Consider the following 23,684-nt stretch of genomic DNA (forward strand, 5'->3'; position numbering starts at 1 on the left):
AGACTGCTGCTTCAAAGCGGCAGGCTCGCGTTGAGTTTATAAATACTTCGGAGCTGACATGAAGAGCAACCCGAGGTAAGCCTGCTTTATTAACCCTAATGATGGACAGCTTATGCCGGGTGCGCGGTTCGCTCGGTCGAAAAGCCAAATGCTTACAAAAATGTAATCACTAGCTCAGCTTCATGACAGGGTATATGAACAAATTTGCAGAAATAGATGGTCTGAGAGGCGGCATAAGTATGGTCCTAGCCCATCGAAACAGGCTCAGTAGCAGCGGCCGAATCTTTAATACGGAGATCACCTTTATGAAATTGTTGATACCTTTTTACCTTGTCGGATCGATGATGCTGTCTCCCATAGCTTGGGCTGAAGGAGGAAGCGACCGCACTCTCGAGCGCCTTCAGCAACTGCGCGATAAAGCTGAAGCGGTTTTGGTTCAAGCAGAGAAAGCGCCAGTCTGCGAGCGCCAAGTGCATATGAAAGAACATATGGGAATGCTCGAAGAAATGATGAGCCAGCTCCATAAAGATCATCCAGGGCCAGACGTCTCTACCGAGGAGCATTTGGCTTGGATGGAGAAGCACGACAAATTGGTAGACGATGTACTAAAACAAATGATTCGCGAACATAAGCTGATGACGGCTAATAGGGAGTGTCATCCGTAATAAATCGCTACTCTTCCAGCCATTACGATTACGGACGCTCTCTGGCTTTGCACCGCCCGACCAAGTGCCAGGTCGGGAGTAAATCCTACAGGCTGATCGACGTAATTCTGATCAGCACTGTTTTTTTCAAACTTGATAGGATCGTTGATGAGGATTAGTTTCGAAAAGGCTCTAGGCGGGCCAGAAAAAGCGCTCCTCTACACTGCCAAAAGAGCAGAGGTGCTGAGCAACAATATAGCCAATGCTGATACACCCAATTTCAAAGCCAGGGATTTGAATTTTGCCTCGGTGTTTGCCGCTCAAAACAAGCAGGCAATTAACACTGAGTTTTCACTGGCCAAAACTAACCAGAGTCATATAAATACTGGTGGCTTGGAGGTTACTCTTAGCGATGCGGCCCTACTCTATAGGGTTCCCAATCAACCGTCGCTTGATCAGAACACAGTCGACGTTCAGGTTGAACAAGCAAAATATGCGGAAAATTCGATTCGTTTCCAGGCTGCATTTACTCGGCTGAACGGCGCATTCAAGGGTTTAATGATGGCCCTGAAAGGTGGGTGAAAAGGCAATGTTCCTTTGGCTCTGCGCCCCGTAAGGAACATCTGGGCTGTGCGAGACAGGCTCTCACCCGCTTTTAAACAACAGTGCCTCAATTCGATCGTGTTCTTCCCGTGTCGGTAGAGCGGTTGAATTTACCTTGTCATCACTATTCGGCTGGCGATTTTCCGGTGGGCCAATTTCAGGGTGGTAAGCGCCATCTGCGTCGAATGCAACCCAGCCGTACCATTCTCGGATGACTTTGGAAGGATGGCCATCCTCCATTGCGACATACCAGTCCGCCAATCGGAAACGCTTACCGGCAAGCTTAGAAGTAGCCATTTCGGCTCGAACCAGCGCCAGATATAGCGGGTGCGGCAGTTCCTCTACGGCGCTGGTTTCGTCGAGCAAGAACGTGAACGAGGCGTGCGACGGTTGCTCTGTAGAACCGGCTCGCTCCTCTTCCTCGCCTAAGGTAAACACAGGAGCAAAACCGCCCCCCTCTGTTCTGAAGTTGGTCGTCTGGCCTTGGTAGACCCTGGCAGCGTTCCACTGCACCTCGCCAGCATAAGCGTACGCGCGCAGGTCAAACTTCATCGGTCGTACCTGAGGGTCGGCGACGGTTCTACGCTCGCCAGGAGCTACAAGGGACTGGGCGACGTAGTTTCCGCCAACGATTTCTTCCCAAACGCGCTTGGTGAGCTTGTCTCCTCGGTATGCACCGCGACTACCAAACCCGCTGACGGGCTTGAAGAAGAGGCTACGGCGGTTTTGCCAGAGGTGCTCTGCGTTACCATGCCCGACAGGCACGGTAAGCGGGACGTATTGGGCCAATACGGCTCGGATTTGCTGACCAACGCCAATCTCTTCCAAAAAACGTCCGTTGGTTAGGTCAACCAACCGGCGTTTGTCGGCATAAAGGGCATAGGCCTGAGGGTGCGGCGTTACCGTCACGACATCAGCCAAATAAGCGCTGCGCAGCGCGCTGCAATTGTCACCTTCCAGATAGAAATCGGTGAGTCGGTTATAGACGAGATCCACAGGCTTTCCGTCGACCAAGAGGCACTCGTTGTGAAAGGCCAGATCGGCTGGGTCTGCGATTAGGCAGTCGATTCCTGCTGACTCGAATAACCGCTGAAAAAGAAGGAACTCCGGATACAGGTATTGGGCTTGTGGGCTTTCATCCAAGATCACCACGCGCGTGAGCGGACGTTGCTCGCCGCTCGCAGACCATTCTTGGGCGAACATATGCAGAATCGATTGTTCGAAGCCTCCGGGCCATTCCTGCCCCGGCGATAGTCCGACTACGCCGCTGCAACAACTGCGCTGCGCGCGGGCGAGCAATACGTTTAGCATCGCTCCGCCCGCATTTGTGTTTATTTCGATGAGCCCAAGCTTGTCCTCATCCAGATGAAAATCGTAGCCAAAGAAGACGCCCCGCGCGCGACGAGGGTTGTGTTGCGCAATAGGGGGGGCGGAATCCAGAGCATGCTCGCGCCAAGCGGGCAAACTCACGGTTCGCTCGATGGCTTGGATGACCTCACGCACCTGACGCAGTCGCGACGGCGAAACAAATACCGGTCGAGCAGCAAATACATGGGGGCAACGTGACTTCAATAGCTCTGACAACTCGGGATTTCCAAGCTGTTCGGACAATGCATTTGTGAGCGCAACCTGATCCAGGCTCACGCAGAAGCACGCTTCGTTGAGCGCTGCGGCCGTCGTACCGCATTTTCTCGATGAGGACGCTGTCACGGGAACCTCCAGGATCAAACATACAGGTTCGAAAGGCGTGACCTCTTTCGGTTCAGCCAGGCATTTCTCTAAAGCGTAGGTCAGGGTCGTTGTGGGCATCTGCCATTAACTAGACATAAGCCTTGGAAGCGTCATTGTAAAAGTCGTGCGTCCCTCAGCTGATTCACAAGCGATGCGCCCTTTGTGCGCTTCTACTATTGAACGAGTGATAGCCATGCCGAGGCCCGCGTTCAACGTAGTACCTTCGCGCCTTGCGGTGTCGACCCTGTAGAAACGGTCGAATATCCGGGTTTGAAGCTCGGCTGGAATAGTTATGCCGCGGTTGGAAATAGCCGTGGAAACCGAAGCGCCGCTCTCGCTTATTTCAACGCTTATGGTGCTGCGTTCCTCCGCATACCGAACTGCGTTAGAGACTATGTTTGAAATAGCCCGTCTTAGCATTGATTTGTCCCCATTCACCGATCCATCGCCTGAAAGAGCGATTTTTACATTTTTTTCCTCGGCTGCTAGCTCGTAATATTCGATAACGCTAGCGGCAATCTCAGCTATGCTGGCATCTTCGGCACTGGGCGTAATCTTTCCGTTGTCCGCCTTGGCTAGGAACAGCATGTCATCGACCATCTTTGACATGCGCCTAAGTTCTTCGAGGGCGGAATACAAAATGTTCTTGTAGTCGGTATTCTCGCGGTCGCGCAAGAGCGCGACCTCCATTTGGGTAAGCATGCTGTTCAGCGGCGTTCTTAGCTCATGCGCGATGTCCGCTGAGAAACCTGACAGCCGGAGGAAAGAATCATCCAAGCGCGAGAGCATTTCATTGAAGTTAGCAACGAGTTCATGAAGTTCGCCTGGTACTGACTCGGTCGGAATCCGCGTATCTAAGCAGTTGGCGGTTACGGTTGAAGATGTCTTGGATAGTTCGCCAATGGGCTTCAAGCCCTTTTTGATCAGAACAAAACCTAGTGCCCCACTTAGAAGCGCACTGATCACGAGCGTATAAGCAAACCATTGCTGAATCATCTCGAAGAAGTGGACTCGATGCGTTACATCCAAAGCCAGATAGATGACTGCGTCTTGCCCTTCGACCCACTGATCTACTTTTCTGGTAATGCCACTGTACCGGTGCCCATCGAAATTTACTGCCCAGCGTTCCTCTTGATTATCCGTGACGAGAGGAAGCAAGCGCTCAGAAAAATTGTGGTGTGAGTAAACCGTTTTGCCGTCTATCACTACCGCAGTTGCAAACCCGAAAGAGTGCTCAATGACCGCATCGATCTTTGAGGTGGCCTCCTGTCCGAAAGCCGTACTGCTACGTAGCATATGCTCTACGGCAGCGGCTTTTTCACTCAGCACTTGCGCATCCTTGCGCTCGAAATGCAGCTGGCAGAAATAATAGAAGCTGATTGCGGCGACCATCAGCACAACCGTAACCACGAGCATGAAAGCCACCGCCATTCTGCTCGTCAGTGAAACTTTTTCCATCAGTACGGTCCTGGTTAGGCCAAGCACAAAAGCAGGCAGGGCGTCCGGAGGAGCCTTACCTGCTTCGATATGGTCGTTGCAGTATCGTTCGTATTCAAGACCTGGTCTGGACCTTCACCATTTTAGCGAGCTTCCGGCTTTGACGGTCTCCTTCATCCACCACATCCTTTCATCATTCCTCGCATGTCGCCTACCCTTGATATTAACTTTGACAGGTTAGCCGTTATTTACGCCAATCGGGGTGCTCAAAAACTCTACCGTATGAATTTTCCCGTCAGGTGTCTTTACCCTCATCTCGTAGGTTTGGACTTTGGCGTTAGTACGATAGTTTTGAATCATGTCAGTCTTGCCGTTCGCCCCTGCAGGTGCAATGTTAAGCACCTTACCTTCTTTAACCAACTCCTTAAGAGTGGACTTGGTTTCCGGATCATTCAAACGATGCAGCGTGCGTTCGCTTCCGCCTTCAGCTAACGCAAAAGATGAAGCAGCAGTTAGAATAAGCGGGAAAATCACTTTGTTCATACGGTTCATGGTTTTGACCCTTTGGTTAGTTGATACCGATATGTTATAAGTGCAAGACTTACAAGAAGCTGTTCTCAACGTTACAAAGCTGTAATTTCTCTCTTTTAATCGAGCTATGCCCGTCGCATATACGGCGAGCGGTTCTGCACTTACTGTTTTTCGATGCGGGTGACCGTGGAGTCCATTCCCTGCGAGGAGAAATCGAACTGGACCTTATCGCCTTCTTTTAGCTTTTGGAGCTGGTCAGGCTTTGCTTTGAATCCCATCGTCATTGCGGGCCAGCCCAAGGCCTTGACCGGGCCGTGGGCAATGGTGACGGTCCCGCTTTCGGTATTCACCTTCTTGATCGTGCCAGTAGCCGTAGCGGTCTGTGCGGCTGATTTATGGTCCATTTGCATGTTCATGCCTTTATGATCCATAGGCATGCCATCCATGGGCTTCTTGTCGGCAGCATAGGCGGCTGGGACCAAGAAAAGTGTGGCAAGGGTAATGGACATGATGTTCATGAATGTCTCTCCAGATCTGTAGGTTGCTGCGGTATGCAATTGCCGGCGGCGCAAGAGAAAAAATCTATCTATCCTTTGAGTGTGGTTTTTTGCGTTGCTTAACCGTTATTGAGTCCGAAGGGCAGTCCTCGGAATTCCACGATATGGGTCACGTCATCAGGCGTTCTGATTTTTATCTCAAACGTTTGGGGACGGCCATCATACTTGCTCCTTTGCATAACCCCACTTTTACCTGTGGCACCTGCAGGCCCTACACTTAGCACTTTGCCTTCCTCAAGTAGCGCCTTAAGTACTGGCTTGGCTTCTTTATGGCGCTGAATAACTTGATCAGAATTTTGTTCTGCCATTGCGAAAGAGGAGGCGGCAGCGAACATAGTAAAAAGGATGGTTTTGCTAATGGCTTTCATGACTAAACTCCTGATTGTTTGATGCCTATAGCTTAATGGCACAACACTTACAGTAAGCTGTTCTTCAAATTACAAAGCTGTAAGCGCAACCTTTTGTATTGCTGCGACCGCCGCGTATGTGGCGGTCGCTTGCTCCTTTGCTTTTTATGTGAATCGAATAGTCGAAACCATGCCTTTTCAAGATGAACTCTACATTCAACCAGGCCCCGTCTTTTAAGGAGGGCTGAGGTGCTTGATTTTCACGGATGTTCACCAGTGGGTTTGGTTGCGTGCTGGGCCTGCAATTGCCGGCGGCGCATCAGCAGGTAGGCTGCCGGCAGAACGAACAGGGAGAGCAACGGCGCGGTGATCATCCCGCCCACCATGGGCGCGGCAATACGGCTCATGATTTCGCTGCCGGTCCCGCCGCCCCAAAGGATGGGCAGCAGGCCAGCGATGATCACGGCGACGGTCATGGCCTTGGGGCGCACTCGCTGGACAGCACCTTCACGAATGGCGTCGAGCAGGACGCCTTCGCCATGGGCTCCAGCGTTAACCCGATCCGTCCAGGCGTTCTTCAAATACAGCAGCATAATGACGCCGAACTCAGCAGAAACGCCTGCCAGTGCGATGAATCCGATTCCTGTCGCTACGGATAGGTTGTACCCGAGCAGATATAGGAACCAGACGCCCCCGGTCAGAGCGAATGGCAGCGTAGCCATGATGAGCAGCGCCTCGCCAAAGCGGGCAAACGTTAGGTAGAGCAATACAAAAATGATCAGCAAGGTAGCCGGAACGACGAGCTTCAGCTTCGCGTTAGCGCGCTCCATGAATTCGAATTGGCCGGAATAGCTGATGCTCATGCCGGATTCGAGCTGGACCCCTTTGCTGATCTTTTCCCTCAGATCGCCCACCACAGCCGCCATGTCGCGGCCACGAACATCGACGTAAACCCAGCCCGACAGCCTTGCGTTTTCGCTTTTAAGCATGGGCGGTCCGTCTGTCACCTGTACTTTGGCCACGGTCCCCAACGTGATCTGGCTGCCTTGCGGCGTGTAGATCGGTAGGTTGCGCAGATCGGATATCGAGTCGCGCCACTCGCGGCCATAGCGGAGGTTGATCGGATACCTGGCGAGCCCTTCCACGGTTTCACCAATGGTTTGACCACCGATGGCACCGGCCACGATCGATTGCACGTCCGCGATATTCAGGCCGTAGCGTGCGGCGGCGACACGATCGATATCCACATCGATATACCTGCCGCCGGTCAGTCTCTCAGCAAGCGCCGAACTGACCCCAGGCACCGTTTTGGCGATTTTTTCCACTGCCTGGGTGGCTTTGTCGATCTGTGCCAAGTCAGTGCCATACACTTTCACCCCGATCGGGCTCTTGATACCCGTCGCCAGCATATCGATACGGTTTCGAATCGGCGGGATCCACAGATTGGCTAATCCAGGTACCTGTACGGTGCGATCCAACTCCTCAACCAGCTTGTCAGGCGTCATCCCAGGGCGCCATTGATCCTTCGGCTTGAACTGAATGGTCGTCTCGAACATTTCCAGCGGGGCGGGATCTGTAGCGGTGTCGGCTCGACCAGCCTTACCGAACACGTGTGCAACTTCTGGAACCGTTTTTATGAGCCGGTCCGTCTGCTGCAGTAGCTCAGAAGCCTTCTGAGCGGAGAGGCCTGGAAGCGCAGTGGGCATATAAAGGAGGTCACCTTCATCCAGCGGGGGCAAGAACTCCCCACCAAGGCGAGAGGCCGGCCACAAGCCTGTCAGGAAGACCAGAACAGCCACCAGCAGAGTCATCTTGGGCCAGCGCAGTACCGCGTCCAGGGCCGGCTTGTAGATCCAGATGAGGCCACGGTTGAGTGGATTACGGTGTTCGTCAGGGATTTTGCCCCTGATCCAATACCCCATGAGCACCGGAACCAGCGTGACAGACAGGCCCGCGGCGGCTGCCATTGCATAGGTTTTGGTGAACGCCAGTGGACCGAACAGCCGGCCTTCCTGCGCCTCCAGGGTGAACACTGGAATGAACGACAGCGTGATGATCAGCAGGCTGAAGAACAATGCCGGCCCCACTTCAACAGCCGCGTCAGTAATGACCTTCCAGTGCTCCTGGCCCTTCAAGGTGGAGTCAGGATGCCGCTTGTGCCAGGCCTCAATGTGCTTGTGGGCGTTTTCGATCATGACGATTGCTGCATCGACCATCGCTCCGATCGCGATCGCGATGCCACCCAACGACATGATGTTGGCGTTGATGCCTTGCCGCTGCATGATCACAAAAGCAATCAGGATGCCGATCGGCAACGACACGATGGCGACCAACGACGAGCGCAGATGCCACAGAAAAATCGCGCAAACCAACGCAACGACAATGAACTCCTCGATGAGCTTGTGCGTGAGGTTTTCAACGGCACTGTCGATCAGCTTGCTACGGTCGTACGTCGTGACGATTTCGACGCCTTGGGGCAGGCTCGCTTTCAGCTCATCCAGTTTGGTCTGAACGGCAGCGATGGTTTCCCGAGCGTTCTTGCCGCTCCGCAGGATCACCACGCCGCCGACTACCTCACCTTCACCGTCAAGCTCGCTGATGCCCCGGCGCATTTCCGGGCCGAGCTGGATATGCGCAACGTCCCCTAGCGTCACTGGCACGCCGCCGTCGAGACGCAAAGGAATGGCTCGAAAGTCTTTGAGTGTCTTGAGATACCCGGTCGCACGGACCATGAACTCGGTTTCTGCGAGTTCCAGAACACTCCCGCCGGTTTCACGGTTGGCTTCATCGATCGCCTTTGCAATCTGCTGCTGCGTCACGCCCCTGCTTGCCATGCGCACGGGATCCAGTACGACCTGATACTGCTTGACCATCCCGCCTATGGGCGCGACTTCCGCCACGTTGGGCAGTGTCTTGAGCTCATAGCGCAGGAACCAATCTTGCAAAGAGCGCAGCTGCGAGAGGTCATGTTTGCCCGTTCGGTCTACCAAAGCATATTGGTAGATCCAGCCGACACCTGTGGCGTCAGGGCCCAAAGCGGGTTTGGCGGCGGCGGGAAGCCGACTCTGCACCTGACTCAGGTACTCCAGCACCCGAGAACGGGCCCAATAGAGGTCGGTGCCGTCCTCAAACAGGACGTACACGTAGCTATCCCCGAAGAAGGAGTAGCCGCGGACCGTCTTTGCGCCGGGGACAGACAGCATGGTCGTCGTCAGTGGGTAGGTGACCTGATTCTCAACGATCTGGGGCGCCTGCCCGGGGTATGGCGTGCGGATGATGACCTGAACGTCGGAAAGGTCTGGCAATGCATCAACAGCGGTGTTTTTGACCGACCAGACACCCCAAGCCACCGCGAACACAGTAGCCAGCAGGATCAGAAAGCGGTTGGCCACTGACCAGCGAATTATGGCTGCGATCATGGCTGGCCCCCCAGCTTCTCGATGTGCTCAATGACCAGGCCCTCTTCGCTTTCACGCACGCCCACACGGACGCGGTCGTCGACTTGCAAGCCTGACAGCAGGGATTGATCCGCAACCGGAAAGGACATGGTCATCCCAGGCATGTTCAGCGTCTTGAACGGCCCATGCGACAGGCCAACCATGCCATCTTCCAGGCTGACGATCGTACCTTCAGCCTCGTGCAGCGCAGGTTCTGTAGAAGTTGCAGGCTCCTCCAAACCCTGAGCGGTCAGCCCGCGTAGGCTCGCCTCTGAATCCAGGAGAAACTGACCGGACGCCACGACCTTCTGACCGGCTTCCAGCCCTTCAAGCACCTCTGTCTGGTCATCGAATTCCCGGCCTGTGCGAACCTCAATCGGGCGGTAACGGCCTTGATCCTCGGCCAGCATCACCAATGCGCGCCGACCGGTGCGAATGACCGCCTCGGACGGGATGACCAAGACATCTTCGACGTTGCGACTCAACGTCACCTCGGCCGTCATGCCGGGACGAAGCCGTTGTTGCGGGTTAGGTAGCTCGACCCGGACACGCACAGTGCGGCTATCCAGGTTGGCTTGTGGTAGTACGGCCTGGATCGTCCCTTCCAGAACTTCACCTGCAAAGGCCGGGAGGCGCGCGTTGACCAGCTGCCCAGGCGCCACATTTGCAACCTGCGCCTCAGGCACCGCAACTTCTAACCATACCTTTTCCAGCCCATTAACACGTGCCAGAGACGCACCAGTGGATACGGTCATGCCCTCGCGAACGTCGAGGCTGTTCAGCACGCCGCCTATTGGACTCCTCACTGTCCAAACAGGGCGCGCTTTACCAGTTCGTTCTAGCTGCACTATGACTTCTGGCGGCATGCCAGCAAGGCGCAACCGCTGGCGAGCCGCTGCGAGCAGCTGGGGTTGGCCGACCCCTTTGAGCGCCAGGTACTCTTCCTGTGCGGCAGCCCATTCGGGAACCAAAAGATCGGCTAACGGCGCGCCTTTTTCGATGACATCCTCCGGTGCTCGGTCGTAAACGCGCTCGACAAAGCCACCGGCACGCGCCTGCACAACCGCCACGTCTCGCTCGTCAAACATCAACGCGCCTGTCGCTTCGAGCGACTGGCTGATCGATTCACGCGTTACGGTTGCCAAGCGCACGCCGAGATTCTGCGTCACGCTCGGGTCGATACTGATCGATGCCCCGTCGCTTCCCTCATCTGCATAGCGTGGAATCAATTCCATATCCATGAATGGCGACTTGCCCGGCTTATCGAACTTTTGCTGGGGGACCATAGGGTCATACCAATAGAGCACTTCCTTGTCTTCTTCTGCAGGCGATTGTCCGAAGGCTGCGGTAGGCAGACCGATTAGCGCTGCAGCGCTAATCATCAGAGGCAGACTGAAGGCGAGTACCAGCCGCTTGTGTTGGAATGTCATGGTCGTGTATCTCCAAAGGCGAAATGCAGGCGGGCATTGCTCAACGATCGATCGCGGGCGACGTCAATACGCCGTAGCCGGGTCTCCACAAGCTGTCGTCGCGCTTCGATCACAGCGGTCAGCTCACCGCTTCCGGAGCGGTAATCGGCCATGGCAAGGCGGACCTTCTCTTCAGCGAGGGGTAGTAAGGTTTTGTCGAGGCGGATGAGTGCGCGGTCCAGACGCTGATACTCAGCGAGGTCAGTACTCAGCTCTTGGTTGTACAGGCGCAAGGTCGCTTGGCGCTGAGCCTCGATCTGGGCAAGGCGAGCTCGTTCGGCCGCGATCTTCGGATCCTGCCGAGAGCTGGTAAACAGCGGCAGGTCGAAGCTGACGCTGAGGTTCACCATGTCGCCGTACTCACGGCCACGTCGCAGGTAGTCGATCCCCCAGCTCCAATCCGGTGTTTTCTCTGCGATGGCCTGGTGAACCTTTGCCTCCGCTTCACGAGTCATCGGGTCGAAGGCGAGTAACGCCGGGTGCCGGTTCAGGTTGTGCTGATAGTTATCAACGGCGGCAAGCCATTGCGGCCAGTCACCTGTAAGCGGCTGGCCTGCTAGCTCGCCTATCCAGCGCCGGAGGCCGGCCCGCGCAACAGCCTGGTTACGCAGCAGCTCATCCTCTTGTTCAGCCAGCAATGCTGCCTCTTGCCTCGGAAGTACGCTGTCTGCGGTTTGTCCGCTGCCGCCAGCAATGCGGGCCTGAACAGCCCGCGAAAGGAGCTGATTCTCGCTGTAAAGCTGCTTGAAAAGGCTTAGCTTCTGCTCGACCGCGAAGCTAGCGATCCATGCCTCGGCGGTTGCTTGGCGCACACCGAGACGTTCAACCGTTTGCTGGGCGTTTGCGAGCGCAACACTAGCCTGCGCGGCCTCGACACGAGCGCGCCTTTTCGCTCGGTTTGGCACATCTTGCATGACCCCAACCATTTGCATGGTCATGGCCTCTTGCTCCAACTGCCAGCGAGCGTCACCTTCGATGGGCACGCTTTGCAGTCCAAGCTTAAGTTTAGGGTCAGGAAGCTCGCCGGCAGGGATTGCAGCGCTGCGTGCGGCCACCAGGTTGGCGGCTTGCGCATGCAGCGAAGGCGCGTCTTGCTCGGCCACGCTCAGAGCTTGTTCTAAGGTCAAAGCGGACGCTAACCCTGGAAACGAGAGCGCGCCCATGATCAAGGCGGCCACGTACGGCGGCGCCCAATAAATACGGGGTTTCATTTGCGAAGGATTCCTGATCTTTCATGCGAGCCAAAGGCGCGCGGTAGCCGGCCCGAATGCTCACTCGGGCGGTTCCTATAATTTGATCGGAATTAGACGCGGGGTGGATGCCAGACGGCGTCTAAAAGGCTAGAGGGGATCAGGCCGTTATAGGGAGTGGTCACGGGTTTAGCAGCAGGCATCAGCTGGGCTTTTATTGAGACAAGCTGAAGGATACTTGCAGTTTTGCATTCTTGGCCCGTCTTGCAGACGGTCGCCGTTCCATGCTCATTCGCTTCACAGCACTCGTGTTCAGCACCGTCATCGGCGCCAACCATCGAAGCGTGGTCGGTCGTCATGGCGCCCACACCTTCCATATCGGACATCACGTGATGCCCGGACGATCCAACCGGCATGAGCATTTCCGCTATCCCATTGATCGGAAGCGCAAGCACTAGCAGCAGGATAAGGAAGGAGCGCATGTAGGACTTCATATTTCCAGCTTACGGGGCAATTCATGAGCAATCAATTAGGCAATCGGTCGCTTCGCAACCGAAGCCTAAGCCTAAGCCTAAGCCTAAGCCTAAGCCGACAGGCTTCAAACTACACGCGTTTGACGGAGCCGGAGTGCGTTGAACACAACCGATGCTGAGCTGAGGCTCATGGCCAGGGCAGCAATCATCGGAGACAGCAACAGTCCGAAGAACGGATAGAGCAGACCTGCGGCAATCGGGATGCTCAACCCGTTGTACATAAAGGCAAACAGAAGGTTCTGACGCATATTGCGAACCGTCGCCACCGAAAGCGTGCGCGCGCGCAGTATCCCCATCAGGTCACCTTTAACGAGCGTAACTTGGGCGCTGTTCATGGCGACGTCAGTGCCCGTGCCCATCGCTATGCCGACATCAGCCCTGGCGAGCGCCGGCGCATCATTTATTCCGTCGCCTGCCATGGCGACTACTTTACCTAGGGCTTGTAGCTTAACCACCAGCGCCTCCTTGTCCTGCGGCTTCACTTCGCCATGCACCTCATCGATCGATAGCTCACGAGCCACCGCGCGGGCAGTGGTAAGCCCGTCGCCGGTGGCCATGATGACTTGCACGCCCTCCGCTTGGAGCCGCGCTACAGCTTCCTTGGAAGTCGGTTTGATTGGGTCCGATACGGCCAGCAAGCCGGCAAGTGCCCCATCAACAGCCAGGTACACAATGCTGGTACCGCTCTCGCGCATTTTTTCTGCCTGATCTCTCAACGGCTCGACGCTCACACCCGCATCTTCCATAAGCGCGGTGTTGCCTAGTTGTAGCTGCTTGCCTTCCACCAGACCACGGACTCCGATACCTGACCCTGACTCGAAGGTCTCTGGCTTCGCCAGCTGGATACCTTCGCTTCTGGCATGGTCTACGATCGCGTGGGCTAGGGGATGCTCACTACCTTGATCCAAGCTGGCAGACAAACGGATGACTTCCTGCGAGTCAAACGGCGTGACGCCTATGGCCCGATCGAAGACAGGTCGGCCCTCGGTCAAGGTTCCTGTTTTATCGACAATCAGCGTGTCTACCTTACGGACGTTCTCGATGGCGCCTGCGTCTCTGAAAAGCACTCCGCTTCCAGCCGCTTTGCCTGTGGCAACCATGATCGACATAGGCGTTGCAAGGCCAAGTGCGCAAGGGCAAGCAATGATCAGAACCGCAACTGCATTGATCAGGCCGAATACCCAGCCCTGCTCGGGTCCAAACAGGCCCCATGCAAAGAATGTCAGCAAGGCGATACCAATGACCGTCAGCACGAAATAACCCGCAACCGTGTCCGCCATTCGCTGCATGGGTGCTTTGGAGCGTTGCGCATTCGCAACCATCTGGACGATTTGTGAAAGCATAGTCCCGGAGCCAACCCTGGTGGCTCGCATGACAAGCGAGCCGCTCGTGTTCATCGTCGCGCCGATAAGCGAATCGCCTGTCCGCTTCGTCACCGGAACCGGCTCGCCCGTTAGCATGGATTCGTCGACGGCGCTCTCGCCCTCTAACACCTCTCCATCAACGGGTACCTTTTCACCAGGACGAACGCGCAGATGGTCGCCCTCGTGAACATGTGTGAGCGGGATGTCCTCCTCGGAACCATCCTTGGCGATACGGCGAGCTGTTTTGGGTGATAAGCCAAGCAGGGACTTGATTGCGGAAGATGTCTGAGAGCGGGCCTTCAGTTCGAGCAGCTGACCTAAAAGCGTCAGTGAAATGATGACCGCTGCGGCTTCGTAGTAAACGCCTATCCGGCCGCCCACAGTGAATGACTCTGGAAATATGCTCGGTAAGACGGTTGCTACGATGCTGTAAATATACGCAGCCCCTGTGCCAAGCCCGATCAACGTCCACATGTTTGGGCTGCGATGCTTAACTGATGCGAAACCGCGCACGAAAAATGGCCAACCTGCCCACAAGACAACCGGGGTCGTAAGGGCTAGTTCAACCCAGTTCTGGCTAGCGCCGTGAAACAGCGGTATCGCATGTCCCGCCATTGCCAACAGGGTTACTGCTACGGTCAGGGGCAGAGACCACCAGAATCGCTTCGAGAAGTCCTTGAGTTCGGGATTCTCCTCCTCGTCGAGTTCAGGGATCAGAGGTTCCAATGACATCCCACAGATAGGGCAATCACCTGGACCCATTTGGCGGATCTCAGGGTGCATCGGGCAGGTGTACTCTGTCGTTGCATCACCGGCGGGTGGTTTCTGTGCGGGTGGGGTAGATGCCCGAGAGGAGGTCCCATGAGCCTGCGGTGCAGCGAGATATCGAGCAGGGTCGGAACGAAACTTGGTCTGGCAACCCTGGCTGCAGAAGCGGTAAGTGCTTCCCTGATAATGCTCTTGATGCTCGCTATCCTCTTCCACCTTCATCCCGCAGACGGGGTCTGTGAGTGCTGCAGTACCTTTCGTTTGGTCGGGCTGGTGATGGCACTGCTGAGAGGACATACGGGGCACCTTATGGATTGGTTAGCGACGAACTTGGCCTATTGCAGGGACATTTGCGGTTTTTCAATGCTTGCAGCGTCTGACAGCCAATATATGCAAAGCGTCCTGACCAAAGGCTGAAGTAACCATTACATTTCTGTCAGGTTCTCTGGTATGTCAGGTCGTATGTATGTTGAAGCGAGCTGCTGAAAAAGTAGCTCGCGCAGATACCGCCTGCTGGCCTAGCCTATGCCTCCATTGTTCGATGCTCGGCCGCTTCATTTTGATGAATACCGAACCGTGCAAAAGCCAAAGCGCAGGTACTCTGTTTTGATAGAAGCCGTAATTTTTGATGTCTATGGCACGCTCCTGCAAATCGGTGAACGGCGGCGGCCATTTCGCAACCTCTTAAAACAGGCACGCAGCCAAGGTCGTCAACCTAGGGCCGATGATGCCAGGACATTGATGACACAAAACGTGGGGCTGGCCGGCGCCGCCAATCTGTTTGGTACACAACTAGGTAACGTTGAGCTTGCTACTCTGGAGCTTGATCTCTACGCGGAACTGGCAAGCGTGCGTCCCTATGATGACGCTCTGCGGGCACTGGAAAGCCTTAAGAGAGCGGGGCTAAAAGTGGCGCTATGCTCCAACTTGGCTACCCCCTATGCCATACCAGCCATGTTGCTACTGCCTGAGTTTGACGCCTATGCCTGGAGCTTCGAGGTGGGCGCGATCAAACCGGAGCCGGCGATCTACGATCATCTGGTAAAGCGGTTGGATTGCAAAGCGTCTTCCATTGCTATGATTGGCGATACATTGGAGGCCGATGTGCTCGGTCCCGATAGGCTGGGAATACATGGATTCCACCTACAACGCGATGCCATCAGTAGTCCTGAGCGATTCGTTAGCCTGAGCGAATTTGCAGACTACATTTTGGGTCATGGGCGCTCTCGCTAGAAAGCAGCACTAGCACACATTGACGCCACCTCAATCTATCGGCCTTCAGTTCAGACACTCGCAACTCGCTTGCAGTGCTTCCCCTGGGGTTGGCGCTCCTAGAGTCCATTCGCGCGCTGGCCGCGGCGGCTGTGATCACTCAGACACTCGTAGAACTGACTGGTGAGTTGATCTACTTGCGGGCGACTCCAGCCATGGTCAGAAACAGTTGAATCTGGGCGAAATCGGCCAGAGTGCTCATGCCTCGCGGTTTGGTGCAAGACTGATAAGCGGCGCAATGAGGAGCTGAGCAGTGCGAGCCCAGGAAACCAGCGCCTCAAGATCCGTCTGTAGAGATTCGGCCTCTGCCCAGATACAGGCACTCTCGGCAGGCACCGTAAGAGCGATGCCCTCAACTATCGTCAGAACCATCGCATGCAATCTCAGCAGCTCATCGCGAATGGCGGTGGTTCCGCCCATTTCTAGCGAGCAGGCGTCCAATCGATCAACCAGCCGGAGCAGTTGAGAGGTGTCGAAGCCGTCGCGCAAAGTTTTCCAACGCCACTGCATCGACTTCGCCGTACGGTGTAACGCGAAAGGATGCGGGAGGAACATTGATCATGTGGTTTTCTCGGTATCTAGCTGGCGAGGTGTGATCACCCGCAGCGAGCCGGCAGCTTGTTGAAACACCGAGTCCTTGATCCAGGGCTCCGGTGGCCGGTTGAGCTTGAGGTTGAATTCGCCGAAGCGCTTGACGTTGCTGGTCTGGTAGGGGCTGAGGAAGGACACGTCCTCGTCGGTGAATTGCCAACCCTCTCGGGCCAATTTCTGCAGAATGCGCATCATATCCACAGTGTTCTGCAGGATCACCGATGAGGCCATCATGTCGTTGTAGCGCAGACGTTTTTGCTGTTCGTCCGGATCGTTCTCAGCAATCACGTCGCCACCGAACGAAAGCCACTTCGAGAAACCGTTGTAGGACTCGATTTTATTGGTGTTCGCAGTGACTTCCTGGCGCAACTCGCGGCTACCGATCCAGTTGAGCAGGAAGATCGTGCGGATCACGCTGCCCAGACGCTCAGATATATCGACGATGCCCCGTGCGACCTTCAGTCTCGGGTTGATCAGTGACGGTTCCGAAGATCCATAGCGCCTGTTTTTATCTTCCCCGACGTAGATCAGGCCAATAGTGATATTTTCGCCCGCCACTTCGATGGTTTCGCCAGCAGAGAGCCACCGCACGTTGGCACTATTCAGGTTCGCCGGCGCGCTCGGAATTCGGTGGGAAGGCCGCTCAGTGGCCTCCAAAGTTACGGTAAAAAAGCCAGAGTCGTCTCGCTTTGCCGAAACCTGCCGGGGCGACGCCGAGACTTGCGCAGGAGCAGAGGGCTCACTTAGTGGCGAGACCTCATCCAATGAAAACGTCAGGCCGGTGCTTATGCCGAGGTCCGAGGAAATTGAACGAGTTCCCCCTTGAGGTGGCCGCATAGTTGTTGCCGAAGACATGACTGACGGTTTGCTGAAGGCCTTTATTACTAGCCACCCGCCTATGCCGACAATGAGTGCTCCGCCCAAGAAAACCCAAACACCCTTGGGAACGGAAGCTAGCCCCCCAATCACTAGGGCACACAGAACCATCGCTCCAGATACACCAGACTTGCTGCTGCGCTTACGCTTCCCTGCCATCGCTTCGACTCCCTATACAAGCATGCTGGCCATTTAGCAGTATCGGCAATTCGGGTGCATCAGCCAATACCTCGCGCCAAGCTACGTGTTGAATCTCTTTATGATGTTATCCAGATGTGTTCCGTATGCACTGGTGAGATGGCGGCTCGATGCGAGCCGGGCGGCCACGGGGTAGAATTGATGAGCAGGCACAGCGCCGTTCGCCCTACTACGTCGGCTGCCTCGCGCTGAGCAGTAACTGCGCTAACCGTGCCAGATTACGCGCATCGGCGATGGCCCTGTGATGCTCACCCTCCCAGGAAAGGCCTATGCTTTCCACTGCACGCTTCAGCCCTAGCGCATGGCAAGCGAAAATTTTCCAAAAGCACTTCTTTAGATTGATATGACGCGCCGGATCCAGCAATACATCTACCCCGGCTCTGATAGCGTCCTCCTTCAGCTGGTTTCGGTCGTAATCGCCCCAAGAGCACCAGCGCCAGCCTTCTGTATTTCGCGGCCTCAGCCAGTCACCAAGCTGATCTTGTACCTCCGCGAAACGCTTTGCAGTATCGATGTCAGATTGAGATATGCCGGTCAGCCCCGTGCAAAACTCAGTTAGCGTGGGGCGAAGTAGCGGCCGGACAAACTGTCCGAAATGATCGACAATCCTGTACTCCAACTGGACATCCAACAGCACGATGCCAATTTCGATCGTCTCCATCTCGTCGCGCTGGACCTCCAATATGTGAGCGTTCCGGGCCGCCTCGTTTAGGCCGGCAGGGTAGTCATCGCAAGTCGCTTCCAGATCCACGCAAAGTAACCAGCGACTTTCTCCAAGTTGTTGACGAAGCGCATCAAGCTGCCCCCAACGCTTTACCTGCATGACACCCCGCCCTTCTTTTCCTCAGAGGATATAAACCTACGAGCATCAGCACGGACCGTGGGCTCAGTTTTATAGTAGTGACACGAGAAACGGATCACTGAATCGTTACTGGGGTTGCGTGTATGCCTTTTGCCCTCTGTGCCAACAGCCAATCCAGTGACAGGCGCCCGCCGTCTTCTTTGAAAGTCACAATAACGTACAAGCTGCCCGTGGCGGTAAACAGCGCCCAAAATCCGCCTTGCTGATGAGCTTTCAGTACATCCGAGGTACGAACCCGGTGACCGTCCTGGAACCTTCCATACACATCCGCCCGCACGTGACGATGAACCACGCCGATACAACAGCCTGAGATTAAATAAGCGTCAGTGAGATACGCCGTAACTTCCCTACCAAAAGACATACCCATTGCTCGCAACAACGCGTCAGATACATCACGTGCTTGGTCGATACTTCGTTTAGTTGAACTCATCGTGTCAGCACCCAAATTCGGATCAAAACTCTTTGCCTACCCCCCAATAACGGCTAGCTGTCCAACCAATAATCGTCTCGAGCAATACGCCCAAACTTGTAGTCTTCATGCTGCGGGGCTTCGCCAAACAAATGATGTATGCGTCGCTCCTGTCGCAAATACGCCAAGGTCATGAAGAAGCAGGTTTCACACATCCGTACGCGATAACGCTCACCGTCATGTCGCGCGCCGTATCCCCAGTGCGCTTGCAGCACACCGAACTGTTCGCCGTACCCAGGCACTCGCATGGAGGTACCACAGACGTCGCAAGGCACATCGGGGTGTCGGTTGTCTGGTACGTCCATGCCCGCCAATATCTGACTACGCATCAAAAAATCTTCAACACAGTAGTGAGCTCGGCGCTTTTGCGAGCCCCTGGGCCAGCAAGCACATATCGCGTATTGCGCGTTCTGAAAATGCACCCATCGGCAAACTCAATCAGTTGTGTTGTACGCACCCAGTCACCCTCTTGGAAACGGTTGGCACTGTCGTACAACACGCGCCCGGCATACACCATCGCGGGCTGTTGCCCGGACGCCTGTAACGTTTCTCGTATCGCGTCAGGCACGATGAGATCGATCCAGATCCAGTCACGCACAACACAGAAAGGCACCTCGTCATGCAACGCAGCCGCTGAACCACGCGCGCACGCCTCTGCTAACGACATCTCGATACCGGGCATTACCTCACCCGGGGCGTATAACAAATGAGATACTTTCTTTAAATCGTCCATACCGTCTCTCTATCTGAGCTATAGATGTCTAAAGGCAGAATCTGGGCAAAACGTCCCTGCCTTGACAAACCTACCAAGTATGAAAAGCTTGTTTCCCAATGAGCGTCAGTTCTGACTTTTTTATATATGGTCTGAGTCTAAAAGGCGAGCAGCGCAACCCCATCAACCTCCATTATTAAACCAAGTACTTTATTCATCGATGCAAGCCTATGGCGTCGCTCAATACGCTCAGTATTGGACAAAAAACAGCAACCTGAAACCTATGCAATAAAATAATCCAGCTCCAACGACTGCTCGTCAAGCACTTTTAGAAAAGAAAAAGCCAACCACTGACCATCGGTATTTTTAATACGTATATATTGACAAGGATTGCCAGAACACATGCACCAGAAGAGCAAGAAGATAATCCTTATCGGACTTACCCTGGGCGCGGTCAATGACTATTTGAGATCAAGACATCTCCACGGACGATGCGAGGCTGATCCAACCGGCTCGGAGTCGTCTTTTCGAATTTTGAAATTTCGCACCGTTGGTAATCACCACAAGCGAGGCGCGTCTGTGACGCGGAAGGGTACCGCGACTCCTCGCGACTGCTTAAAATACAAACGAAAGCGGATGATCTGAGTAATTTGTAGCGAGGGGAAGGTTCGAGAAAGTCTGCGTACGCTGAGATCTGCTCACTAACACCTAGCTACCTATCTAGTGCACGCACGAAGCGCGCCACGCGTCGAGCTGTACGGCGAGGCCACAAAATGATGGAAATTATGGGTCAGCAATAATTATGGCTGAGCCATAATTCCATATAACCGCAGCGTCACGGAAAAACCGCAATTGTTTACAGCCTGCAATTGACCATGACAGCTGCCCCTCCAATGAGGGGATAGACTAAGTGGGTTAGCTAACTCGGGGCTGTGGAGATGATCGAGGATCGCGCCAATGAGCTGTTCATCAGCGCCGCTAGCATCTGGGAAATCGGCCAAAACGCGATGGGCAAAGCAAGCTTTCAGTTCGATTCAGGAGTACTAAGAAGGTCTCTTCTGGACGGCGACTACAAGGAGCTGTCCGTGACCAGCCGACACGCCATTACGGCTGCGGCCTCGCCTCTCCTTCACAGCGCCCATTTGATCGGATGCTCATCGGACAAGCAGCTTCGGAAGGCTTCATCCTAGTAACCAATAATCATGCTACAGCGAAGTATTCGGGGCCAATCAAGCACGTCGGTTGAATGCGCCAGCCTTCATACCCTGTCGTAACGGGATGTCTAATGACCATACAAGCCGTCATTTTTGATGCTTTCGGGACACTGATAAAGATTCAAGATGGGTCGCATCCGTACCGACAGTTGATGAAGATCGGAAAGGCGCATGGGCGGCGCCCCCGCCCGGACGACGCGTCTTTCCTGATGAAATCTGCGATAACGTTGACGCAAGCCGCAGCGCATTTGGGGATCACTGCAAGCCCTGAACAATTGAGCACTCTGGAAACTGTCCTGGCAGAAGAGATCGCAGCCGTTGAGGCATATCCTGACGGGCTCGAAGCGGTGAAACTGCTCCAAGAGCAAGGCATTCGAATCGGTGTTTGCTCGAATTTGGCTTTCCCGTACCGGCAAGCCGTCCTGCGTTGCTACCCCATGCTAGACGCATATGCGTTTAGCTGTGATTTAGGCGTAATGAAGCCCGAACCCACCATCTACAGTTGGATTTGCGATCAGCTTGGGGCGTCCCCGACCGCATCGTGGATGATCGGTGACTCCCAACGTTGCGACCGAGATGGGCCAACGGCAGTAGGCATCCGAGGCTTTTTTGTTGACCGAAACAGCACCAACGGTGACTGCCCTGAATTGGTTACGTTCGCTCGTAAGGTATTGGCAACCGCGCGTTGAGCGAGCGATGTCAGCCCCATCCATTTTCGCACCTCGCGATTGAAACCTGGAATCACACCAGGCAATCCTGCTCCATGAACCTCGAACCGCAGTCAAAATAAGACCGTAAATTGAGTTGAGGTGATTATGATCGGGTGCCAACGGGAACACCTTAGAAACCCAAGGCGCCTCCCTAGATCATTGGTAACTTCAAACTCAGGAGCGTTTGGCTTCAACGCAGCCTAAACCCAACCGACTGCGGGCAGCTCTACTCGCCAACGCACGCAAAGCCACTCTCACAGATAGGTGAATGCGATGCTTGACAAGGCTCGAAAGGTTCATATACTCGCGCTCACTGTGAGCAATCCAACAAATCAAGGTTTCTTGCATAATGCGCTGAAGCCTTGATTTGGCCGGGATATTGAAGTTTGGGATTCAAATCCCCCCGGCCCACCAATTCGAAACACTTAAGCCCCTGATTTTCCTAGCGAATTTCAGGGGTTTTTGCTTTCTTGGATAGCGGGTGTCGAAGTTGAGCGTCTTCGGTGAGGCGCCCGCCTCCATACGCACTTGGCGGTCATGGGCATAGGCTTGAGGATCGATCCGCGAGGCGATGGGATCTCGCAAGCGCTTGGCCAATGCATCGAGTTTCTTACGACGTTGGTACGCTTGAATGCGCCTATCAACCGCTCACCCTTTGGCTTTGTTGCAGCTGTCTAACAGTGCGTTATCGGTAGCGGCCATCGCCCTCGCGGCGCAAACGCCGTACAGCTTCATCACGATCCAGTTCCGGTTTAACTGCTTGTTAAGCGTGATGAGGTCAGGCAGAAGTTCAACCGGCTCACCATAGCGATCGTAGCTGCGCTGCGCGAGTGTCAGCGCCTTCTCCGGCTCACGCTCACGTAACATCTCCACCATGAGCAAGTTGTCGCTGTAGAGCGCCCGCTCATCAGAAACGATGCTTTCAAGCTCAACGACCGCATCGCGTTCGAGGCCGTTCACACTCAACGCATTGATCAGTACGTGACGCGCAAAAGCTGCATTGGATGCAGGGGTTTGCCCAGCCTGACGTGCACGGGACAAAGCGTCTTTACGGTCCTGCTTCATTAGGGCAAGCGAGGAGACATGAGCTTTGTCTAATCCTTCGAAGAAACGACGAGCCTCAGAGGCGGCCATCACCTTTTTATAAGCGTCAACACGGAGGGACGGCCGCTCCACTTCAGCGTAATGCTGCTTGATATAGCTGCGCAGACCATCCATTCGAGCTCCTCCCGAATCATGGTGCCGGCTCCACTTCCCGATAAGCTTCTCGGCCTGATGTTCGAGTTTGTCCACCTGACCGTCAATGGCCTTAGCTAGTAAGCTATTGTCGCTAGGCTTAAACAGCTGGACATAGTCTTTCTTACGTGCCTCGCGTTGGGCCTTGGTCGCATCATCCCAAGTCCTGATGCGGCTCAACAATTTATGGGCACCGATATAAGAGTATCCTGCCCGGATTACGAGATCGGCACCCAATCGATCAGCCTCGTCCTCCTGTGAACGCGTCAAACCAGGAATAAGACCGATCTGAGACAGTCCAAGCCCAGCCTCGTTGATGGCAAGCATACGCAGCAGATCGCTCTCTACCACATCAGCCTGTCGCTGACCGATGTACAGCTTACCGGCGCTGTAGAGCAAACCAGAGGCAGTATCAAGCCAATTAGTCTTGTGATGGTTCAATAGAACATGCGCGTACTCGTGTGCGATCAACGCCGCTAGCTCGTCTTCGCTCTCGAGCGCACCTAGCACCTTGTAAGGGATGTAAATCCCGCCGTCCTCATAGCTCGCTGCGCTGAACTCAGTATTTGGCGTGATGTATATCCGACCCGCAGCGGGTGTTCCCGGTAACGTTCGCTGGAGTTTCTTGAGGATTGAGTTTGTGTACTCGTCGATACGCGGATTTTCGGCAGTGCCTAATGCACGGTGCTGCAGCAAAAAGCTATCGGTGGTCTGCAGGCTCACCTGTTCCTTGTTAGCTGCCGCGCCAGGGAAACGCGAGTCGAATAGCGTAATGGTTGGGTCATCGGCTCCCATGACTATAGGCAATTTCGGCACGCTAACCTGCGCGCAGCCACCCATTACAGCCAGAAACAGCGCGGCACAAACAAGCCGCTTCATGGGCACCCCTCCCCGGCTCCGCGCGAGACGGCCGCTACTGAGTCCTGAAGCGTC

The 23,684-nt window shown here is 54.9% G+C and carries 21 protein-coding genes and 3 pseudogenes; 6 read left to right on the plus strand and 18 right to left on the minus strand.

Annotation, left to right across the window (positions count from 1 at the left end):
• Nucleotides 1–305 precede the first annotated feature (305 nt).
• Both ACQKEK_RS20505 and flgB read left to right on the plus strand, forming a co-directional pair.
• Entirely contained in the window at nucleotides 306–665 is a 360-nt protein-coding gene (locus tag ACQKEK_RS20505) for a co-regulatory protein PtrA N-terminal domain-containing protein (protein ID WP_026006590.1), read from the plus strand.
• A gap of 147 nt (nucleotides 666–812) precedes the next feature.
• Complete coding sequence (flgB, locus tag ACQKEK_RS20510) at nucleotides 813–1,226, plus strand: flagellar basal body rod protein FlgB (protein WP_017245523.1); 414 nt, start codon at nucleotides 813–815, stop codon at nucleotides 1,224–1,226.
• 63 nt (nucleotides 1,227–1,289) lie between these two features.
• Here flgB and ACQKEK_RS20515 read toward each other — a convergent pair whose 3' ends face one another.
• The 10 genes from ACQKEK_RS20515 to ACQKEK_RS20560 form a co-directional block, all read right to left on the minus strand.
• Nucleotides 1,290–3,056 carry a hypothetical protein gene (locus tag ACQKEK_RS20515; RefSeq protein WP_230357661.1) on the minus strand — a complete coding sequence of 589 codons (1,767 nt, stop codon included), beginning with the start codon at nucleotides 3,054–3,056 and terminating at the stop codon, nucleotides 1,290–1,292.
• A 6-nt stretch (nucleotides 3,057–3,062) separates the two neighbouring features.
• A complete protein-coding gene (locus tag ACQKEK_RS20520) occupies nucleotides 3,063–4,436 on the minus strand; it encodes a heavy metal sensor histidine kinase (RefSeq protein WP_017245525.1) in 1,374 nt (457 codons plus the stop codon).
• A 216-nt stretch (nucleotides 4,437–4,652) separates the two neighbouring features.
• The gene (locus tag ACQKEK_RS20525) at nucleotides 4,653–4,967 is read right to left on the minus strand and encodes a co-regulatory protein PtrA N-terminal domain-containing protein (RefSeq protein ID WP_041016062.1); all 315 of its coding nucleotides are present in this window, start codon (nucleotides 4,965–4,967) and stop codon (nucleotides 4,653–4,655) included.
• A 140-nt stretch (nucleotides 4,968–5,107) separates the two neighbouring features.
• On the minus strand, nucleotides 5,108–5,464 hold the full coding sequence (locus ACQKEK_RS20530) for a copper-binding protein (RefSeq protein ID WP_017245526.1): 357 nt from the start codon (nucleotides 5,462–5,464) through the stop codon (nucleotides 5,108–5,110).
• Nucleotides 5,465–5,562: 98 nt separating this feature from the next.
• On the minus strand, nucleotides 5,563–5,871 hold the full coding sequence (locus ACQKEK_RS20535; RefSeq protein ID WP_017245527.1) for a hypothetical protein: 309 nt from the start codon (nucleotides 5,869–5,871) through the stop codon (nucleotides 5,563–5,565).
• Between the two features lie 239 nt (nucleotides 5,872–6,110).
• A complete protein-coding gene (locus tag ACQKEK_RS20540; protein ID WP_017245528.1) occupies nucleotides 6,111–9,269 on the minus strand; it encodes an efflux RND transporter permease subunit in 3,159 nt (1,052 codons plus the stop codon).
• Nucleotides 9,266–10,717, minus strand: a complete 1,452-nt coding sequence (locus tag ACQKEK_RS20545) for an efflux RND transporter periplasmic adaptor subunit (RefSeq protein ID WP_019407035.1) — start codon at nucleotides 10,715–10,717, stop codon at nucleotides 9,266–9,268. Before ACQKEK_RS20545 ends, ACQKEK_RS20540 begins: the two co-directional genes overlap by 4 nt.
• Nucleotides 10,714–11,967, minus strand: coding sequence for a TolC family protein (locus tag ACQKEK_RS20550; protein ID WP_003292652.1), 1,254 nt, complete (start codon nucleotides 11,965–11,967; stop codon nucleotides 10,714–10,716). Before ACQKEK_RS20550 ends, ACQKEK_RS20545 begins: the two co-directional genes overlap by 4 nt.
• A 92-nt stretch (nucleotides 11,968–12,059) precedes the next feature.
• Nucleotides 12,060–12,440, minus strand: a complete 381-nt coding sequence (locus tag ACQKEK_RS20555; protein WP_014822249.1) for a hypothetical protein — start codon at nucleotides 12,438–12,440, stop codon at nucleotides 12,060–12,062.
• A gap of 104 nt (nucleotides 12,441–12,544) precedes the next feature.
• Nucleotides 12,545–14,908 carry a heavy metal translocating P-type ATPase gene (locus ACQKEK_RS20560; RefSeq protein WP_081002777.1) on the minus strand — a complete coding sequence of 788 codons (2,364 nt, stop codon included), beginning with the start codon at nucleotides 14,906–14,908 and terminating at the stop codon, nucleotides 12,545–12,547.
• A 228-nt stretch (nucleotides 14,909–15,136) separates the two neighbouring features.
• Here ACQKEK_RS20560 and ACQKEK_RS20565 point away from each other — a divergent pair, with 228 nt between their 5' ends.
• Together ACQKEK_RS20565 and ACQKEK_RS20570 are read left to right on the plus strand one after the other, a co-directional pair.
• On the plus strand, nucleotides 15,137–15,844 hold the full coding sequence (locus tag ACQKEK_RS20565) for an HAD family hydrolase (protein WP_230697813.1): 708 nt from the start codon (nucleotides 15,137–15,139) through the stop codon (nucleotides 15,842–15,844).
• A gap of 41 nt (nucleotides 15,845–15,885) precedes the next feature.
• Nucleotides 15,886–16,056 (plus strand): annotated as a pseudogene (locus ACQKEK_RS20570) (arsenic resistance protein); the annotation flags it as partial.
• 25 nt (nucleotides 16,057–16,081) lie between these two features.
• On the opposite strand, the pseudogene tnpC reads toward ACQKEK_RS20570, so the two are convergent.
• From tnpC to ACQKEK_RS20600, 6 genes and pseudogenes are all read right to left on the minus strand, one after another.
• Nucleotides 16,082–16,445 (minus strand): annotated as a pseudogene (tnpC, locus tag ACQKEK_RS20575) (Tn3 family transposase post-transcriptional regulator TnpC).
• A pseudogene (locus ACQKEK_RS20580) lies at nucleotides 16,442–16,906 on the minus strand (Tn3 family transposase); the annotation flags it as partial. The pseudogenes tnpC and ACQKEK_RS20580, both read right to left, overlap by 4 nt.
• Before the next feature lie 811 nt (nucleotides 16,907–17,717).
• Nucleotides 17,718–18,371: a 3'-5' exonuclease gene (locus ACQKEK_RS20585; RefSeq protein ID WP_017246335.1), complete on the minus strand. Its 654-nt coding sequence runs from the start codon at nucleotides 18,369–18,371 to the stop codon at nucleotides 17,718–17,720.
• Between the two features lie 94 nt (nucleotides 18,372–18,465).
• Nucleotides 18,466–18,840, minus strand: coding sequence for a hypothetical protein (locus ACQKEK_RS20590; protein WP_080585104.1), 375 nt, complete (start codon nucleotides 18,838–18,840; stop codon nucleotides 18,466–18,468).
• A gap of 53 nt (nucleotides 18,841–18,893) precedes the next feature.
• On the minus strand, nucleotides 18,894–19,208 hold the full coding sequence (locus ACQKEK_RS20595) for a hypothetical protein (protein WP_041016061.1): 315 nt from the start codon (nucleotides 19,206–19,208) through the stop codon (nucleotides 18,894–18,896).
• Nucleotides 19,208–19,612: a DUF6957 family protein gene (locus ACQKEK_RS20600; RefSeq protein ID WP_017246334.1), complete on the minus strand. Its 405-nt coding sequence runs from the start codon at nucleotides 19,610–19,612 to the stop codon at nucleotides 19,208–19,210. The genes ACQKEK_RS20595 and ACQKEK_RS20600 overlap by 1 nt, the downstream gene beginning before the upstream one ends.
• A gap of 917 nt (nucleotides 19,613–20,529) precedes the next feature.
• Here ACQKEK_RS20600 and ACQKEK_RS20605 point away from each other — a divergent pair.
• Nucleotides 20,530–20,781 carry a PIN domain-containing protein gene (locus ACQKEK_RS20605; protein ID WP_026006656.1) on the plus strand — a complete coding sequence of 84 codons (252 nt, stop codon included), beginning with the start codon at nucleotides 20,530–20,532 and terminating at the stop codon, nucleotides 20,779–20,781.
• A 95-nt stretch (nucleotides 20,782–20,876) separates the two neighbouring features.
• Complete coding sequence (locus tag ACQKEK_RS20610; protein WP_019407037.1) at nucleotides 20,877–21,494, plus strand: HAD family hydrolase; 618 nt, start codon at nucleotides 20,877–20,879, stop codon at nucleotides 21,492–21,494.
• Between the two features lie 414 nt (nucleotides 21,495–21,908).
• On the opposite strand, the gene ACQKEK_RS20615 is transcribed toward ACQKEK_RS20610, so the two are convergent.
• Both ACQKEK_RS20615 and ACQKEK_RS20620 read right to left on the minus strand, forming a co-directional pair.
• On the minus strand, nucleotides 21,909–22,148 hold the full coding sequence (locus tag ACQKEK_RS20615; RefSeq protein WP_499143514.1) for a phage integrase: 240 nt from the start codon (nucleotides 22,146–22,148) through the stop codon (nucleotides 21,909–21,911).
• A gap of 15 nt (nucleotides 22,149–22,163) precedes the next feature.
• The gene (locus ACQKEK_RS20620) at nucleotides 22,164–23,630 is read right to left on the minus strand and encodes a M48 family metalloprotease (protein WP_499143507.1); all 1,467 of its coding nucleotides are present in this window, start codon (nucleotides 23,628–23,630) and stop codon (nucleotides 22,164–22,166) included.
• Between the last annotated feature and the right edge of the window lie 54 nt (nucleotides 23,631–23,684).

This window comes from Pseudomonas sp. NPDC077408, assembly GCF_050269105.1.
GTDB lineage: Bacteria > Pseudomonadota > Gammaproteobacteria > Pseudomonadales > Pseudomonadaceae > Stutzerimonas.